Genomic DNA, 17,259 nt, shown 5'->3' with positions numbered 1-17,259 from the left:
TCGATGAAGCCTCAGGCAATTCTCAAGAGAGCTATTCTTGCGCGAACGCCCCTCAATCCTCGCCGTCGACGATGTGTTCGAGAATCTCGAAATCGTCTGCCTGCGGCTTGAAGCCAGCGGCTACAACGTCATCACCGCGACCGACGGCATCGAGGCGCTCGAACAGGCCCGCACCCACAAGCCCGATCTCATCCTTCTCGACATTATGATGCCGAAACTCGACGGCATCTCCGTGCTGAAAGAGTTGAAGGCCGACCCGAGCCTCGGTTTCATTCCGATCCTGCTTCTCACCGCCAAGGCCGACCGCAGCGATGTTGTCGCCGGGCTCGAAGCGGGCGCCGACGATTATCTGACGAAACCGCTCGACCAATCGGCGCTCGTCGCGCGGGTGCGCTCCATGCTGCGGATCAAGGCGCTGCACGACAAGGTGCAGGACCAGGCAAGGCAGCTCGCGACGCAGGCCGAGCAGCTCGCCGAATGGAATCGCGTGCTCGAAGCGCGTGTCGCCGAGCAGGTCACGCAGATCGAACGCATCAGCCGGCTCAAGCGCTTTCTGGCGCCACAGGTCGTGGATGTGATCGCGCTCTCCGGCGATACGGATGCGATGCTTGCAAGCCATAGCGCGGAAGTCACGGTGCTTTTCTGCGACCTGCGCGGGTTCACCGCCTTCACCGAGGCGGCCGAGCCCGTACAGGTGATGAAAGTGCTGAGCGAATTCCACGCCGCGCTCGGCGATCTCATCCATCGCTACGAGGGGACGCTGGAGCGTTTCGCGGGCGACGGCCTGTTGACGCTGTTTAACGACCCCATCCCCTGTGCCGACCATACCGAGCGCGCGGTTAGGCTCGCGATCGATATGCGCACGGGGCTCGAGACCCTGTCGCAAGCCTGGCGCGAGCGAGGCCACGATCTCGGCTTCGGCATCGGCATCGCGCGCGGCACAGCGACATTGGGCAAAATCGGCTTCGACCGCCGTTTCGATTATGCCGCCATCGGCAGCGTCACCAATCTCGCGTCGCGTTTGTGCGACGAAGCGAAATCCGGCCAAATCCTCATCGACCGCAACGCCTTCCTCATCGCCGAGCGGTTTTTCAAAGCCGAGCGCTTGCCGCCGCTCACGTTGAAGGGCTTCAACCGCCCGATTGAAGCCTTTGCGATTATCGGACCGCAGCCCGATTCGGCCTAGGAAGTGGGAGCTTCGAGAAGCCCGGCAACGATACGGCGCGCATCGGCGACGACCACGCCGGCGGCCTGCGGGCGGTTCAAAATGTCCGCAAACGAAAAGATATCGGCAAGCCGCGCAATGCGGCGCCAGTCGCGCGGCAGAAAACCACCCGCCTCGACATAGGCACGCGCGAGCGCCTCCGCGAAGGTGGTATCGGCGTCAAAGGGCGGCCGCAGCAGATTGCCGAAATCGATCGCCGGCGAGGCGGAGAGCGCATATTCCCAATCGATGATCGCCGCGATTTCGTCGCCGGCCTCGGGACGAATGAGAATGTTCGCGGCGTTGAAATCGCCATGCACGAGACTCGGTTGTTGCAGCCAGTCGCTGAGAATGTTGCCATGCTCGGCGGCATAGGCAAGAAGCCGCTGGGTCAGCTCCGGTCCGAGCCGTTCACCGCCCCGGCCCTGGATCAGGCTCTGGTCGAGATAGGCGAGGAGGCCGGCGCGGTCGAAATCGATCGGCCCCTTGATCTTGAGGTCATCCTCGAAGAAGCCGAACACCTCGAAGCGAAAACCGTGGATCGCGGCAAGCGTTCTGCCGATTTTCGGCGCCAAAGCGAGCCGCCGCTCCTGCGTCATATAGGCGAGACTCTGCTGGAGATCGGGGGCCTCGATCCAGTCGAGCACCGCATAGGGATGGCCGGTGACCGGATTGGCCTCGCCAAGATGGAAGAAATGCAGCACCGGCACGCGGCGCGCGATCAGAGTGTCGATCGCCCTTTCCTTGCGGGCCGGCGCGATGCCGCGCTGGTAGAGCCGCAGCAGCAGCGGCGCCCTATGCTCCACGAGCTGAACTTTGTAATTGGTATTGGTGAGGCCGCCGCTGACCGGGGCGAAGCTGCGCAGACGATCGCCGGGGAAAAGCGGGAGCACCAAACGCGCGACGCCCGCGGCGTCGAGTTCGACGGCCGGCACTTGCCGGGGCCAATTTTCCTTCATGCCCAGACACACCCTGCCCGGTTTATTCCGCCGGTTCGTTGGCCGAGCTGGGCTTGCGTGTAAAGACAAATCGCAATTCTTGCAATTTCGGCAATTTGCGCGGCAACGCGATCACCGCCCGGAGACCCGCCAGGCCGGCGCGGCGCATGTCGTCCGTAACGGCGAAGACCGCGGGCACGAAGAGCAGCGACAGGAAGGTCGAAGCGATCAGGCCGCCGATGACGGCGATCGCCATGGGCGAGCGGAATTCGCCGCCAGCGCCGAGGCCGAGCGCGCTCGGCACCATGCCCGCGACCATAGCGATCGTCGTCATGACGATCGGCCGCGCCCGCTTCGTCCCCGCCTCGGCAATTGCCGCCGTGCGCGGCACACCGCGCGCAATCGCGCGGTTGGCGAAATCGACGAGCATGATGGCGTTTTTGGTGACGATGCCCATGAGCATCAGGATGCCGATGATGACCGGCAAGGACAGCGGCCGGCCGGTGATGAGCAACGCGATAATGGCGCCGCCGATCGACAGCGGCAGCGAGAAGAGAATAGTGATCGGCTGCAGCACCCGCGCGAACAGCAGGACGAGGACGATATAGACAAGGATGAGCCCGTTGCGCATCGCCTCGGCAAAGCCGCTGCTCAGTTCTTCCATCGATTCCGCCATCGCGGATTTGCGCGATTCGACGCCGGGCGGCATGTGCTTCATCAACGGCAGGGCGTCGATGGCTTTTTCGACATCGCCGAGCGCCGCGCCATTGGCCAGATCGGCCTCGACCGACACGGAGCGCGCGCCGTCGAACCGGGTCAGCGTCGCCGGGCCCTTCAGAGATTCGAGGCTCGCCACGGCGCCGAACGGCACGGCGTTGTTCTTCCCCGGCAGTTGCAATTGCGCCAGCGCCTCCGTACCAGTCGCCCCGCTACCCCCGCCGAGCGTCACGCGCACCGGCAGCGAGCGGCCATCCGGCGCGGTCACATGCGAGAGGCTGTCGCCAATGGTCGCCAGCGTGATCGTGCGCGTCAAAGCATCCTGCGAGACGCCGAGCTTGTCCGCGTCCGCATCCTTCGGCGCGATGTGGAATTCCTTGCGATCGGCCTCTGACGAGATGAGAATGTTCGATACGAGCTTGATGCCCTTCATCTCGCGGGCGAGTTCGGCAGCGAATTTAGCCAGCGTCGAACCATCCGGTCCGGTGAAGATGCGGGCCACCGGCCGCGCGCCGTAATCGTCCACGAACCAGGCGCGCAGGCCAGGAATCGCCGCGAGATCGGCGGTAATCGATCCCTCCAATTGCGCGACGGAGAGCTTGCGCTCGGTCTTCGGCACGTAATTGACGATGAGCTGCGCCTTGCGCACTTCCGGCGTGCCGGGCGATATCCGACCGCCGTCGATGAAGACGCTTGTGACTTCGGGGCGCTTGCGCAGCCGCGCGGAGATCGTGTCCGCCATCGCCTGCGTATCCTTCAGCGCGGCGCTGGGCGCGAGCGCGATCGCCAGATGCGACCGGCCGGAATCCTGCACGGGCTGGAAGTCACGCGAGACGAGATTGCTGGTGATGCTGAGGATCGAAAGGCCGAAGAAAACAAGCCCGATCACCAGAGTCGTGAACCGGTGCTCGACGGACCAGGTGACGACCTTGCCGTAATGCTGCGCCCAGGCGGGTGTTTTCTCCTCACGCTTTTCAGTGCGTGGCTTCAGGAAATACGCCGCGAGCGTCGGTGTCACGAAACGCGCCGCGAGCAGCGAGAAAATAACCTCGGCGGAGATTGTCAGGCCGAATTGCTCAAAATATTGCCCGGCGACGGAGCCGATAAAGCTCACCGGCGCGAAGACCGCGACGATCGTCAGGCTGATCGCGATGACGGCGAGGCCGATCTCGTCGGCGGCATCGATCGCCGCCTGCATCGCCGTTTTGCCCATATTCATATGGCGCACGATGTTCTCGATCTCGACGATCGCATCGTCGACGAGAATGCCCGTCGCCAGCGTGATCGCCAACAGGCTGATGAGGTTGAGCGAAAAGCCGAGCGTCTTCATCACGAAGAACGCCGGGACGATCGACAGCGGCAGCGCAATGGCGGCGATGATCGTCGCGCGGAAATCGCGCAGGAACAGGAACACAACGAGGATCGCCAGACCCGCGCCCTCGAACAGCGTGTGCAGCGCCGCGTCGTAATTGCCCTGCGTATAGCGCACCGATGTGTCGATCAGCCTGAAGGCGACCTCCGGATGCGCCGCGCCGGCCTTATGCACGAATTTCTCGACCTCGTCGGCGACGGTGACGTCGCTCGCGCCTTTCGCGCGCAAAACGCCGAAGGCGACGATCGGCTGGCCGTTGAGCCGGGCGAAGGTGCGGGGCGTTTCGGTCGTGTCCGTGACATGCGCGAGAGCATCGAGCCGCAGGCTGCCGCCGCGCGGCAGATGGATAGGCGTCGCCGCAAGCTCGGACAAAGTCTGTGGGGCGCCAGCGTCTTTCTGCGCCGCCTTCAGCTGCGCGTCCGCCTCCGCGGCGGTAAGACCATGCATCGCCAGCGCAACGGGATCGAGCTTGACGGAGATCTCGCGTGTCACGCCGCCGATACGCTCGACGCTGCCGACGCCCGGGAGCGCCTTCAGACCGCCGATGACATCATCATCGATCAGGGCGGATAGTTTCTCCGGCGTGAGATTTGACGATTCGGCGGCATAAGTGACGATGTTGAGGCCGACCGCATTGATGCGCTTGACGATCGGCGCGTCGATGCCACGCGGCAAGTCCGGCGTGATCTGGGCGACGGCGGCTTTGACCGCGCGGGTCGCCTTGTCGGTATCGACGCTGAGGTTGAAGCTGATGGCCGTCGCCGAAATGCCATCGCTGATCGACGACGTCACATGATGCACCCCGGCGATGCCGGAGACCGCCGCCTCGACCTTGCGGGTGACCTGGTCTTCAAGCTCGGTCGGCGTCGCTCCGAAATCAGTGACAACGACCGAGACGATTGGCGGCTCGATGCTCGGCAGCAGCGTGATCGGCAATTGCCGGAAGCTGACGATGCCCGCCGCAAGCGCGATGAGCGCGAGCAGGATCACCGGTATGGGGTTGCGGATCGCGAGCGCCGAGACATTGAGCGAGACGCCACGGTTTGCCATGAGCTTGAAACGGTTCATCCAATAGCTTTCAGCGCAAAATCAACGATGCGACTCGAGGCCGCCGGTAATGACCAGAACCCAACACCAGAACGCAGACGGAATACCGACACTCAAGCAAAATCCATGCTTCGAGGATGATCCGCATGCGGGGCCCCGGCCAGCGTGACCCGCCTTAGAGCGGAAACCTTAAGAAGCTCCAGCGGTCTGTCTCGTCCCCCAACGGGTCCGACCGCTCGGCCTAGCCCAAAACCGGCTTGGGATTAGCCTGATAAATGGGCCAAAATTATGTAGTGCCGCCGCGCACGCTCTGCAAGCTTTTGACTTGTAAAGAAAACCCGCGAAATCAGTAAGCATCTATGCAGACAGCCATTTATCGGATTTTATGGCCCGCCACAGAAAACTGAAAGAATAGGCTGCAGATGAAGGCCCGTTTGCAAAATGTCTTTGCGTTGAATGCCGCCCCGCGCGCCATCACGCCGCAGCAACCGGACCTTCGCCGAATTCTCTGCGTCTTTCCGCGCTATTCGCCTTCATTCGGAACCTTCGAATATTCCTATGGGCTGACCATGGGAACCCGCGCGTTCATGCCGCCGCAGGGCATTCTGCTGATCGCCGCCGCCTTGCCGAAACATTGGCAGGTGCGCTTCATCGACGAGAATATGGAGCCGGCGACGGATCGCGATTTCGCCTGGGCGGATGCTGTTTTCGTCAGCGGCATGCACATTCAGCGGCATCAGATCGACGATATCTGCCGCCGCGCACATCGCTTCGGCAAGGTCACGGTACTCGGCGGCCCCTCAGTTTCCTCCTGCCCCGACTATTATCCGAGCTTCGATTATCTGCATGTCGGCGAGGCCGGCGATGCGACCGACGATCTGATCGCGATCCTCACGCACGACGTCGCGCGGCCGGCGCAACAGGTCGTGCTCAGGACGAAAGTGCGGCGCGAGCTTTCCGACCTGCCGGCGCCCGCCTATGAGCTGGCGAAAGTCGATCGCTACCTGCTCGGTTCGATCCAGTTTTCAAGCGGCTGCCCCTATAAATGCGAGTTCTGCGACATTCCCGGCCTTTATGGCCGGGTGCCGCGGCTGAAGACGCCCGAGCAGGTCATCGCCGAGCTCGACAAGCTGGTCGATGCGGGCGTTGCGGGCTCGGTCTACTTTGTCGATGACAATTTCATCGCCAACCGCAAGGCAGTCGCGGAACTGCTGCCGCACCTCATTGCCTGGCAGAAGAAGCGCGGCTACCCGATCGGCCTCTCCTGCGAGGCGACGCTCAATATCGCCCGCACGCCGGACATCCTCGCGATGATGCGCGAGGCCGGCTTCGAGACGATCTTCTGCGGCATCGAGACGCCGGAGGCCGACGCGCTGAAGGAGATCGACAAGAAGCAAAATCTCACCATGCCGATCCTCGACTCGGTGCGGGCGATCAACCAACACGGGATGCAGGTCGTCTCCGGCATCATTCTCGGCCTCGACAGCGATACGCCCAACACGGGCCAGCGACTGATCGACTTCATCGCCCAGTCGCAAATCCCCATGCTGACGATCAATCTGCTGCAGGCGCTGCCGCAGACGCCGCTCTGGGACCGGCTGACGAAGGCGGACAGGCTTATCGAAGACGAGGGCCGCGAGTCGAATGTGCGATTCCTCCTGCCCTACGACGATGTCGTGCGGATGTGGAAGCATTGCATGAAGGAAGCCTATCAGCCGGAGACGCTCTACAGCCGTTATCAATATCAGATCGAGAACACCTGGCCGAACCGGCTGAAACGTCCGAACAGCAGAGCCCGCTTCGCGCCGAAGAACGTCCTGCGCGGCCTCGTCATGCTAACGAAAATTTTCTGGACGCTGGGCGTGCGCGCCGATTATCGCCGCACCTTCTGGAAATACACTTTGCGGTGGTTCAGGCCGGGCCAAATCGAGTTCGTCATCGCGACGTCTATCTGTGTCCACCATCTCGTGATGTTTGCACGCGACGCCTGCGCCGGCCGCACCAATGCGTCGCATTATGCGCATACACAGCGGAGTCAGGGCGAAGAGGCCGCGCCGCAGATCGCCGCGGCGGAATAATCAGTCCTCTTCCTCGCGATCGGTCTCGTCTTCAAGCGGCTCGTCTTCGATGGACGCCGCCACGATAAACTCCTCCTCGACGAGTAATACTTCCTCGCCGTCTTCGGCAGTTTCGGTCTCGGCATCCGCATCCGCTTGCACCTCTTCTGAGAGGTCCGGGAATTCCTCCCGCGCGTCGCTTTCGAGCGGGTCCTCATCCTCCATCAGCGCCGCATCGTCGCGCGGCAGCGGCACCGCGAAGCCCTGCGGCAGCGCCCCCTCGAACAGACCCGCGCCCTTCAGTTCCTCGAGGCCCGGAAGATCGCCAATCACTTCGAGGCCGAAGTGCAGCAGGAAGGCTTCACTGGTCCCATAGGTCAGCGGCCGGCCAGGCGTGCGGCGGCGGCCGCGCAATCGGACCCAGCCGGTTTCAAGCAGCACGTCGAGCGTGCCCTTGGAGATGGCAACGCCGCGAATATCCTCGATCTCGGCGCGCGTGACCGGCTGGTGATAGGCAATGATGGCAAGCGTTTCGAGCGCGGCCTTGGAGAGCTTCTTCGGTTCGACGGAATCAACGGACAGCAGCCAGCCGAGATCCGCCGCCGTGCGGAACAGCCATTTCTTGCCGACGCGGACGAGATTGACGCCGCGCGAGGCATAATCCTGCTTCAGCCGCGCCAGCACCTCACCGACAGCGATCCCTTCCGGCATGCGGCGGGCAATCTCGCCCTCCTCCAGCGGCTCGGCGGCAGCGAACAGCATGGCTTCCGCAATCCGCATCGCCTCGCCGGTCAGGGCCTCTTCGGCAGACACGGGCTCACTCTCGGCTTCAATGGCCATCGCCTCCACATACAGACGTGCGACTTCGGCCAAGTTCAACTCCCTTATTGCAGCGACGGCGTGGCGCTCGCGGCCTCGTCCCGTTTCTTGATCCAGAGCGGCGCGAAAGCCCGATCCTGACGCAGGCTGATGACGCCTTGACGGACCATTTCCAGCGCCGCGGCCAATGACGAGGCTTTGACGGCGCGGCGCGCTTCCGGCGTCGTGAAATAGGTCATCAAATACGAATCGAGCACCGTCCAGTCGAGCGCCTGACCGGCAAGCTTTTCGAGCGCCGCGCGCGCCTCGATCAGCGACCAGGTGAAACGCTGCCGCAATTGCAGCTTCGTCACCACGTGCTTCTGCCGCTGACGCGCATAGGCGGCAAGAAGATCATGCAGGCTTGCCTGCCATTGCGGCCGCCGCAAAATCTCGACGCCTTCCGGCTGCCCGCGGGGGAAGATATCCCGGCCAAGCCGGGGCCGATTGACCAGCGCATCGGCCGCGGCGCGGATCGCCTCAAGCCGTTGCAGGCGGAAAGCCAGCGCGGCGGCGAGGTCCTCGGCCAGCGGCTCCTCGTCTTTCTCTTGCTTCGGCAGCAGCAATCGCGACTTGAGATAGGCGAGCCAGGCCGCCATCACGAGATAATCGGCGGCAAGCTCGAAGCGCAGATTGCGCGCCGCCTCGATGAAGGCGAGATATTGCTCGGCCAGCGCCAGGACGGAAATCTTCGCCAGATCAACCTTCTGCCGGCGCGCGAGCTCAAGCAGGAGATCGAGCGGGCCCTCGAAACCGTCGACATCGACGAGAAAGGCGGCCTCGCTCTGCGGCGCGTTCTGCTCGAAGGCAGAATTCTCTTTCTGACCAGTTGGTTGCATTACGCTTCTAAAGTCTATTCTTAGCCGCTGGAGGCCGCGATTCGGGCCATGTCGGTGAAGACCTTGGGCTGTTCAGGCGCCGATCGCAAGCAAGGCTTCGATTTCCGCCCAGGCTTCCACAGGATCGAACGGCGCCACGGGCTCGCCGCGCCAACTTGCCGCTCGAGCGGCGCGTGTCAAGGCATCGCCCTCGAGCAAGGGGGCCGCCTCCGCGACCGCCTCGGCCTCGGCCAGATTGCCATTGCAATGGAGCGCCAGGTCGATGCCGGCGGCGAAGGCGGCATCCGCCCGTTCCCGCAGCGTGCCGCTCAGGGCTTGCATGGAAAGATCGTCGCTGAACAGCAGGCCCCTGAAGCCGATGTCCTCGCGAATATAGCGGATCACGACCGGCGAAAGCGTGCCCGGCCGCTCCGGATCGAGCGCGCGATAGACGACATGCGCGCTCATGGCCGCCGGCAGGTCGGCATTGGCCTTGAATGGATAAAAATCGGTCTCGCGCAGCAGATCGAGCGGCGCATCGACGCCCGGCAGTTGCAGATGGCTGTCGACGCCCGCCCGGCCATGACCCGGAATGTGCTTCATGATCGGCAGGATGCCAGCATCGGCGAGTCCCAGAGCGGCGGCACGGCCCAGCCGTGCGACGCTCTCCGGGTCCCGCGAATAGGCCCTGTCGCCGATGACGTCGTGCGCACCGCGGACGGGGACATCGAGCACCGGGGCGCAATCCACGGTGAAACCCAGCGCGCGCAAATCCTGCCCGAGCAGCGTCGCGGCCCGCCGCACCAGTGCTTCCCGCTCCGGCAACGGCAGATCGAGCGCGCCAAAGCGCGCGGCGGCGGGATAAGCGCGCCAATGCGGCGGCCCAAGCCGCTGCACGCGCCCGCCTTCCTGATCGACGAGCACGGCGGCGTCACGGCCCACGCAGGCCCGAAAATCCGCGATCAGCGCGCGCACCTGCGCCGGTGTCTCGACATTGCGCTTGAACAGGATGAGCCCGAACGGATCGCTGGCGCGGAGGAAGTCGCGTTCCTCTTGCGTCAGCTCCGTACCTTGGCAACCGCAAATGAAGGCGCGGCTCATGGGCTCCACTTACCGCGCGCTGGATCAGCCATGCGCCACGAAGCAACTGCCACCCTTGGCCTTCAGCTTCTCGCACAGCGAGATCGCCGACGCATGCGAGAGGCCGCCGACGCGGACGCGGTACACCGTCTTATTGGCGACCTTCGCCTCGTGGAATTTCAGGTGATAGCCGCGCAGCTCCGCGCCGTAGGTGCGGGTCAGCCGGTTCAGCGCGCTACGAGCTTCGGCCTCGCTCCCCGGTGCCGCAAGCTGGACGGAGAAGCCGCCTGCCCCGCCCCCGGCATCCACGGCTGCGGTTTCATCGGCGCCAATATCGGCGCGGGCGACTCGCACCGGTTTACGCGAACGGTGCGGCTCCGCCGCTGGCGGCGGTGAAGACTGCGGCGCGGAGGTCGCCGGCTGGTTGCTCCACGGCAGATCGTCGGCCCTCCCGGCCATACGAGGCGGCGGCGCGTCGGGCGGCGGCGATGCGGCCTGTCCTGCGCCCGACGTATCCATGGAGGCCGCGCCCGGCGGGCTTATGGTTCCAACGGGCAGCGATTGCGCGGACCCCGGCGCGGACGATGAATTCATCAGGCTGCCATCGGGACGCACGGCGATCGTCTTAACCTTCCGCGGTTCCATCATATCCGCAAGGCCGGCGCCTCCGCCGCCATCGGCTCCGGGCGGCGGCGGCACGGGAACTGCGGCAGCCGGGGCCGTCGCCGCGACTTGCGCGGCCGGCGGAGCCGTTTCAGCCGTCGCCGGATTCGGCGCCCCCGCTGGAGACGCGGGCGGCGGCACGACACTGCTTACGTCCACGGGTTGTTCGGTGTGGCTGACAACCCCGGTCGGCGCGGGCTGCGGCGTCTTGTCGAGGATCGAAGCGTCCTGGCTCGTATCGGTATCCGTGGCGCCGACAGCGGCGACCTTGACCGGTGCCGTCGGGGCTTTGATGAGCGCAATCTCCTGCGGCGCCGGCGGGGTGCGCTTGATCGCGAAGGTCGCGCCGATCCCGGCGATGCCGGCGACGATAATGGCCGCCGTCGCATAAAGCGGCAGCCGCGACCGCGGCGCTTCGATTATATGCGGGGCTTCGGTGGCGAGCGGCGTGTCGAACCAATCCTCGCCCTGCTGATCGGCATACGCGTCCGTATCGGCGAAATTCTGATACTCCGGCGGCAGCGAGCCGCGCAGCCCAGCTTCGATCGCGGCGAAATCGACCGGAGGCAGCGGGAACTGATGCGCGCGAGGCTGCTGCGCATGAGGCTGGTTTGAGTAGGGCTGATGAGAATGCGTATGCGCTTCCTCGACCAGCCAATCGGGAACATGCGGTGCCGGCGGCTGCGGCGTATGCAGCGGCTCGGGAGCGCGGGCGTGCGCCGGGCGGCCCTGAAACAGATCCTCGAAGCGGTCTTCACCGCCGCCGACGAGCCGGGCGAGTTCGGCCAGCGGATCGTCGCCACCGCGCGCCGGCGCGGGAGAACGACTGAGCCGCCGCTCGAATTCATCAAGATCGATCATCTGCCGTTGTTTGGCTGCGGGCTCACTCATTCACTTCACCTCAGTATTCGCCCCCCGCGCCCCCGCTGAATAGCCTGATAAATCGGGCTTTTTAGCGCCTTTAGCTTGCCCGAAGCGGTTCACTTGCGCAGCCGCGCAATCCGCCGGGCAAAATCTCCGGCTGCTCCGTCAGCGCATTTCGTCAGGAGCGCTCACGCCGAGGATGGCAAGACCGCTCCCCAGAACGACGGTCAGCGCCGAAACCAAGGCCAGCCGGGCAATGCTTAAATCTCTATGTTCTTCATTAACAAAACGTAATTGTGGCTGATCTTTGCCGCGTGTCCAGTGAGCGTGCAGCCCCGACGCCAGGTCATGCAGATAAAAAGCGACCCGGTGCGGCTCATGCGCGTGGGCTGCCGCATCGACCAGCCGCGGATATTGCGCGAGCAGCTTGATGAGGCCGAGTTCGCCGGCATCGTCCAGCAGGCCGAAATCGGCCTTGGCGAGCGCCGCGGGTGAAAGATCGAGACCCGGAAAAGCTGCCTGCCCTTGCCGCAGCGCCGACTTTCCGCGCGCATGCGCGTATTGAACGTAAAAGACCGGGTTATCCTTCGATTGCTCGATGACCTTGGCGAGGTCGAATTCGAGCGGCGCGTCATTCTTGCGAAACAGCATCATGAAGCGGGCGGCATCGACGCCGACCTCATCGACGACTTCGCGCAAGGTGACGAAATCGCCGGCGCGCTTCGACATTTTCACCGGCTCGCCATTGCGCATCAGCTTGACGAGCTGGCAGAGCTTGACGTCGAGCACGGCCTTGCCGCCGGAGAGCGCCGTGACCGCCGCCTGCAGACGTTTGACATAGCCGCCGTGATCGGCACCCCAGACATCGATCAGAGTGCGAAAGCCGCGATCGATCTTGACCTTGTGATAGGCGATGTCGGCGGCGAAATAGGTGTAGCCGCCATCCGACTTCTTCAGCGGCCGGTCGACATCGTCGCCGAAAGCGGTCGACTTGAAGAGTTCCTGCTCGCGGTCTTCCCAATCCTCGGAGGGCTGGCCCTTCGGCGGCGGCAGGCGCCCGACATAGACAAGATCTGCGCCGCGAAGCTGATCGATCGCGGCGGCGATCCGATCGCTGCCGCCTTGCGTCAGTGTCCGCTCGGAGAAGAAGACCTCATGCGTGATGGCGAGCGCGGCGAGATCGGCGCGGATCATCTCCATCATGCCGGCGATCGCAGCGTCGCGCACCTCGCCGAGCCACGCGCTTTCCGGCTGATCGAGCAGCATACGGCCATACTTTTGCGCCAGCGCGGCGCCGACGGGTTTCAGATAATCGCCGGGGTAGAGCCCTTCGGGAATCGCGATCGCCTCGCCGAGCGCCTCGCGATAGCGAAGGTAAGCCGAGCGCGCGAGCACATCGACCTGCGCACCGGCGTCGTTGATGTAATATTCGCGCGTCACATCGTGCCCGGCGAAGGCGAGGAGATTGGCGAGGCCGTCGCCGAACACAGCGCCGCGGCCGTGACCGACGTGCATCGGCCCGGTCGGATTGGCGGAGACATATTCGACGTTGATCTTTTCCGCCGCGCCAGTCGTGCCTGCGCCGAAGCGCGCGCCCTCACGCAGAACCGCCTGTAAAATTCTGGCGAAGACGGCGGGCTTCAGCCGGATGTTGAGGAAGCCGGGACCGGCGACCTCGGCCTGATCGACATCGGGATCGTCGGCCAGAGCCACCGCGAGTTCGGTCGCGAGCTGGCGCGGATTGGCGAAATGCGTTTTCGCCTCCTTCGCATAGACCATGGCCGCATTGACGGAGAGATCACCATGCGCGGGATCGCGCGGCGGCTCGACGACGAAACGGGCGAGATCGAGATCGGCCGGCAATCGCCCGCTGGCGATGATGGTCTTGAGCAGCGCCGCGACGCGGGCCTGGAAATCAGCATAAATGTTCATGTTTATTTCGCTTTGGTCTGGCGGCGCCCTAGCGCAATTCGGGCGTCTCGTCAAAAAGCCGCTGATGTTCGGCGAGGGCATAGCGGTCGGTCATGCCGGCGATATAGTCGCAGACAACGCGCGCCATTTTTGCTTCGTCTTCGACGCCCCGGGTGATCGCGAGCGAAGCCCATTCCGCCGGCATCAGCTCCGGCTCCTTGAAAAAAATCTCGAACAGGTCGCGGACCACGCCCGCCGCCTCGACCCTGATGCGTTTGATGTCCGGATGGCGATACATGTTGGCGAAGAGGAATTTCTTGATCGCGCCCTGCGTCTGCGCCATGGGCGCGGAAAAGCCGAGCAAAGTCCTGCCCGCGAGCCGCACGTCATCGGCGCTGGAAACGCGGCTCGCGGCGAGGCGCGCGCCGCTCTCGGCAATCGCATCCTCGATGAAATCGGTGATGACGCGGCGGACCAGCTCGTGAATCCGGCGCTGGCGCTCAAGCCCCAGGTAGCGCGCATCGATTTCCTCGATGCGCCGGCGTAGATAATCGACCTCGTCCATCTGCGCGAAATCGAATAGCCCGGCGCGCAAGCCATCGTCGATGTCATGCGCATTATAGGCGATATCGTCGGCGAGCGCCGCCGCCTGCGCCTCCGGTCCGGCGAAAAGATCGAGCCGCAAATCGTGGAGCGCGGCATATTCGGCGATCGCCTGCGGCAGGCCCCGCCCGGCATAATGGCCGGTCGGCGTCCCGTCCGGCCCGAGCAGCGGGCCGTTATGTTTGACGAGGCCCTCCAGCGTCTCCCAGGTCAGGTTGAGGCCGTCGAATTCGGCGTAGCGATGTTCGAGCTTGGTGACGATCCGCAGCGCCTGCGCATTGTGATCGAAGCCGCCATAAGGCTGCATGGCCGCGTCGAGCGCATCCTCGCCGGTATGGCCGAAAGGCGTGTGGCCGAGGTCGTGCGCCAGCGCCAATGCCTCGGCAAGATCGTCATCGAGGCCGAGCGCGCGGGCCAAGGCGCGGGCGATCTGGCCGACCTCGATCGAATGGGTCAGCCGGGTCCGGTAATGATCGCCCTCGTGTGGGATGAAGACCTGCGTCTTGTGCGCAAGGCGGCGGAAGGCCGTGGAATGGAGGATACGGTCACGGTCGCGCTGAAATTCGCTGCGCGTCGGCGAACCGGGCTCCGGGAACAGCCGCCCGCGGCTGTGGCTCGCGTCCGAGGCATAGGCGGCACGCCAAGGCATGAAGACGGCGCGTCCGTCCGCGATGCGTTCGGGATATGCGGGCAAAGCCCAGCTCCTTATCGGGACCGCCGGCGGCATTTTTCCGCGACTCGTTGCAGCCAGGGCGAGGGCGACATATGTTCCGTAACTGGGCCATGTGCAAGCGGCGCGACAGCCGGCCGCTCTATCCGAGGTTGCAATGAACGATATTTCCGTCGCGATGCCGGTCGATCTGACCGCCAGTGCCGTCCGTCACATCGCCGAAATCCTGAAAAGCGAGCCTGCGGGCGCGGCCCTGCGCATCGCCGTCGAAGGCGGTGGCTGCTCCGGCTTCCAGTACACTTATGCGATTGTGCCGGAGACGGCCGCGGACGACCTCGTGCTCGCGGAAGCCGGCGCCAAGGTTGCCATTGACCAGGTTTCGCTCGGCTATCTGCTTGGCAGCAAGGTCGATTTCGTCGACGACCTGATGGGCCGCGCCTTCAAAATCCAGAATCCCGCGGCGACGGCCTCCTGCGGCTGCGGGACGAGCTTTTCGCTCGATTGAACACACTCCGCTGAACCCAAGCGCCCCTTGCGCCGTTTCCGCTGAAATGGGAGACCGGCGTGCAGGCGCTTTTCATCGGCCAGACTTATATCGACGTCACCCTGCTTTGCGGCGATATCCCGCGCGGCGACGACAAGACGGTGGCGCACGATTATGCCGTTTCCTTCGGCGGCAATGCGGTGACGGCCGCCTTCGCCTGCGCCAAGCTGGGCTTTGTCCCCGATCTTATCGCCACGGTTGCCGAGGATTGGCTCGGCCGCATGTTTCTCGACATGGCGCGAGCCTACGCGATCAAAGTGCATCCGCGCAGCGTCACGCGTTCTTCGCTCTCCTTCGTCATGCCGAATGATGGACGGCGCGCCATCATCCGCGCCCGCGACGACAAATTCCTGCACCCTTTTCCGGATCTCGATCTCACGGGCTGCCGCGCCCTGCATCTCGACGGGCACCAGGGGGATGCGGCGCTTCATTATGCAAAGGCGTGCCGCGCGCGCGGCATCCTCACCTCGCTCGACGGCGGCGGCCTGCGCGGCAACCTCGACGCGCTGCTCGACTATATCGATGTCGCCATCGTCGCAGAGCGGCTCTGTGAGCAGATGAATCTCTCGCCGCAGCAGATGCTCGAATATCTCAAGGGCAAGGGCTGCCGGATCGGCGGCGTGACGCAAGGCGCGCACGGTCTCTTCTGGTACGGCGCGGACGGCATCGTCTCGCACCTGCCCGCCTTGCCTGTTCCGAAGGACAAGATCATCGACACGTCTGGCGCCGGCGATGTGTTCCACGGCGCCTATATCGCGTCCTATCTCGCAGCGCCCGACGAGGACTTCGCCCAACACTTCCGTTTCGCTCGCGCTGCGGCGGCCTACAAGATCACGCATCTCGGCAACGAGGCCGGCTTGCCGACACAGGCCGATGTCACGGCGGTCCGGCACGCGTTCAATGGTTAGGCCGCCGCCGCGCCGCCCCCTGCCGTCTTGAGCCAGGCCTTGCCGCAGGCCTTCGCGAGTTCGCGCACACGCAAAATATAGCTCTGCCGCTCCGTCACCGAGATGACGCCGCGCGCATCGAGCAGATTGAAGACATGCGAGGCCTTGATGCACTGATCATAGGCTGGCAGCGCGAGCAGATGGCGCTCGCCACGATCGCCCTTTTCGAGCAGCGCCTTGCACGCGGCCTCGGCATCGTCGAAATGCCGGAACAGCGCCGCCGTATCGGCATATTCGAAATTGTAGCGCGAATATTCCTGCTCGGCCTGTTTGAACACGTCGCCGTAGGTCAATTTCTCGGCGCCGCTCCGGCCGTTGAAATTGAGATCGTAGACGTTCTCGACACCCTGCACATACATTGCGAGCCGCTCGAGCCCATAGGTCAGTTCGCCCGCGACCGGCGCGCATTCGATACCCGCGACCTGCTGGAAATAGGTGAATTGCGAGACTTCCATGCCGTCGCACCAGCACTCCCAGCCCAGTCCCCAGGCGCCCAGCGTCGGGCTCTCCCAATCGTCCTCGACGAAGCGGATGTCATGCAGCTTGAGATCGATGCCGATGGCCGCGAGCGAGGCGAGATAAAGCTCCTGCAGATTTTCCGGCGAGGGCTTCAGGATGACCTGGAATTGATAATAGTGCTGCAGCCGGTTGGGGTTTTCACCATAGCGGCCGTCCTTAGGCCGCCGAGAGGGCTGCACATAGGCCGCCCGCCAGGGCAGCGGGCCGAGCGCGCGGAGCACCGTCGCCGGATGAAACGTCCCGGCGCCGACTTCCATGTCATAAGGCTGGAGAATGGCGCAGCCCTGCCCGGCCCAGAAGGTTTGCAGGCGTAGAATGAGGCCCTGAAACGAATGGGCGGGATCGAGGCTTTCGTCCAAATTGGCGAGATCGGTCATGAACATATTTCGCAATGACGGGGGGCCTCCTTAGCATCAAAGCTCTTTTAGAGAAATTCCTCCGTTCCCG

The 17,259-nt window shown here is 64.2% G+C and carries 13 protein-coding genes; 4 read left to right on the top strand and 9 right to left on the bottom strand.

The genetic code is table 11. From position 1 onward, the window contains the following. Positions 1–37 precede the first annotated feature (37 nt). Positions 38–1,186, top strand: a complete 1,149-nt coding sequence (locus CWB41_RS11655) for an adenylate/guanylate cyclase domain-containing protein (RefSeq protein WP_115836570.1) — start codon at positions 38–40, stop codon at positions 1,184–1,186. Here CWB41_RS11655 and CWB41_RS11650 read toward each other — a convergent pair. Both CWB41_RS11650 and CWB41_RS11645 read right to left on the bottom strand, forming a co-directional pair. Further along, on the bottom strand, positions 1,183–2,163 hold the full coding sequence (locus CWB41_RS11650) for a phosphotransferase family protein (RefSeq protein ID WP_115836571.1): 981 nt from the start codon (positions 2,161–2,163) through the stop codon (positions 1,183–1,185). The genes CWB41_RS11655 and CWB41_RS11650 overlap by 4 nt on opposite strands. A 22-nt stretch (positions 2,164–2,185) precedes the next feature. Further along, a complete protein-coding gene (locus CWB41_RS11645; RefSeq protein ID WP_245441048.1) occupies positions 2,186–5,299 on the bottom strand; it encodes an efflux RND transporter permease subunit in 3,114 nt (1,037 codons plus the stop codon). Between the two features lie 401 nt (positions 5,300–5,700). Here CWB41_RS11645 and CWB41_RS11640 point away from each other — a divergent pair, with 401 nt between their 5' ends. Beyond that, the gene (locus CWB41_RS11640; protein WP_115836572.1) at positions 5,701–7,356 is read left to right on the top strand and encodes a B12-binding domain-containing radical SAM protein; all 1,656 of its coding nucleotides are present in this window, start codon (positions 5,701–5,703) and stop codon (positions 7,354–7,356) included. Here CWB41_RS11640 and scpB read toward each other — a convergent pair whose 3' ends face one another. From scpB to CWB41_RS11610, 6 genes are all read right to left on the bottom strand, one after another. After that, positions 7,357–8,175, bottom strand: a complete 819-nt coding sequence (gene scpB, locus CWB41_RS11635; RefSeq protein ID WP_115836573.1) for an SMC-Scp complex subunit ScpB — start codon at positions 8,173–8,175, stop codon at positions 7,357–7,359. 44 nt (positions 8,176–8,219) lie between these two features. Continuing rightward, the gene (locus CWB41_RS11630; protein WP_115836574.1) at positions 8,220–9,032 is read right to left on the bottom strand and encodes a segregation and condensation protein A; all 813 of its coding nucleotides are present in this window, start codon (positions 9,030–9,032) and stop codon (positions 8,220–8,222) included. Between the two features lie 72 nt (positions 9,033–9,104). Then, positions 9,105–10,112: a beta-N-acetylhexosaminidase gene (nagZ, locus tag CWB41_RS11625; RefSeq protein ID WP_115836575.1), complete on the bottom strand. Its 1,008-nt coding sequence runs from the start codon at positions 10,110–10,112 to the stop codon at positions 9,105–9,107. 24 nt (positions 10,113–10,136) lie between these two features. Then, positions 10,137–11,645, bottom strand: coding sequence for an SPOR domain-containing protein (locus tag CWB41_RS11620; RefSeq protein WP_115836576.1), 1,509 nt, complete (start codon positions 11,643–11,645; stop codon positions 10,137–10,139). Between the two features lie 138 nt (positions 11,646–11,783). Further along, on the bottom strand, positions 11,784–13,550 hold the full coding sequence (gene argS / locus CWB41_RS11615) for an arginine--tRNA ligase (RefSeq protein WP_115836577.1): 1,767 nt from the start codon (positions 13,548–13,550) through the stop codon (positions 11,784–11,786). A 28-nt stretch (positions 13,551–13,578) separates the two neighbouring features. Next, positions 13,579–14,781, bottom strand: coding sequence for a deoxyguanosinetriphosphate triphosphohydrolase (locus tag CWB41_RS11610; protein ID WP_115837080.1), 1,203 nt, complete (start codon positions 14,779–14,781; stop codon positions 13,579–13,581). 178 nt (positions 14,782–14,959) lie between these two features. Here CWB41_RS11610 and CWB41_RS11605 point away from each other — a divergent pair, with 178 nt between their 5' ends. Both CWB41_RS11605 and CWB41_RS11600 read left to right on the top strand, forming a co-directional pair. Further along, on the top strand, positions 14,960–15,307 hold the full coding sequence (locus tag CWB41_RS11605) for a HesB/IscA family protein (RefSeq protein WP_115836578.1): 348 nt from the start codon (positions 14,960–14,962) through the stop codon (positions 15,305–15,307). Positions 15,308–15,366: 59 nt separating this feature from the next. Next, positions 15,367–16,254: a PfkB family carbohydrate kinase gene (locus CWB41_RS11600; RefSeq protein WP_115836579.1), complete on the top strand. Its 888-nt coding sequence runs from the start codon at positions 15,367–15,369 to the stop codon at positions 16,252–16,254. On the opposite strand, the gene CWB41_RS11595 is transcribed toward CWB41_RS11600, so the two are convergent. Further along, on the bottom strand, positions 16,251–17,189 hold the full coding sequence (locus CWB41_RS11595; protein WP_115837081.1) for a glycine--tRNA ligase subunit alpha: 939 nt from the start codon (positions 17,187–17,189) through the stop codon (positions 16,251–16,253). The two genes, CWB41_RS11600 and CWB41_RS11595, sit on opposite strands and share 4 nt — an antisense overlap. Between the last annotated feature and the right edge of the window lie 70 nt (positions 17,190–17,259).

It is taken from the genome of Methylovirgula ligni, assembly GCF_004135935.1.
GTDB lineage: Bacteria > Pseudomonadota > Alphaproteobacteria > Rhizobiales > Beijerinckiaceae > Methylovirgula > Methylovirgula ligni.
This window is presented reverse-complemented; position numbering and strand designations above follow the sequence as displayed.

Coding starts and splice junctions, on each gene's coding strand:
- CWB41_RS11650 (WP_115836571.1), bottom strand. CDS start 2,163: ATGAAGGAAAATTGGCCCCGGCAAGTGCCGGCCGTCGAACTCGACGCC.
- CWB41_RS11645 (WP_245441048.1), bottom strand. CDS start 5,299: ATGAACCGTTTCAAGCTCATGGCAAACCGTGGCGTCTCGCTCAATGTC.
- CWB41_RS11640 (WP_115836572.1), top strand. CDS start 5,701: ATGAAGGCCCGTTTGCAAAATGTCTTTGCGTTGAATGCCGCCCCGCGC.
- scpB (WP_115836573.1), bottom strand. CDS start 8,175: ATGGCCATTGAAGCCGAGAGTGAGCCCGTGTCTGCCGAAGAGGCCCTG.
- CWB41_RS11630 (WP_115836574.1), bottom strand. CDS start 9,032: ATGCAACCAACTGGTCAGAAAGAGAATTCTGCCTTCGAGCAGAACGCG.
- nagZ (WP_115836575.1), bottom strand. CDS start 10,112: ATGAGCCGCGCCTTCATTTGCGGTTGCCAAGGTACGGAGCTGACGCAA.
- CWB41_RS11620 (WP_115836576.1), bottom strand. CDS start 11,645: ATGAGTGAGCCCGCAGCCAAACAACGGCAGATGATCGATCTTGATGAA.
- argS (WP_115836577.1), bottom strand. CDS start 13,550: ATGAACATTTATGCTGATTTCCAGGCCCGCGTCGCGGCGCTGCTCAAG.
- CWB41_RS11610 (WP_115837080.1), bottom strand. CDS start 14,781: ATGCCTTGGCGTGCCGCCTATGCCTCGGACGCGAGCCACAGCCGCGGG.
- CWB41_RS11605 (WP_115836578.1), top strand. CDS start 14,960: ATGAACGATATTTCCGTCGCGATGCCGGTCGATCTGACCGCCAGTGCC.
- CWB41_RS11595 (WP_115837081.1), bottom strand. CDS start 17,189: ATGACCGATCTCGCCAATTTGGACGAAAGCCTCGATCCCGCCCATTCG.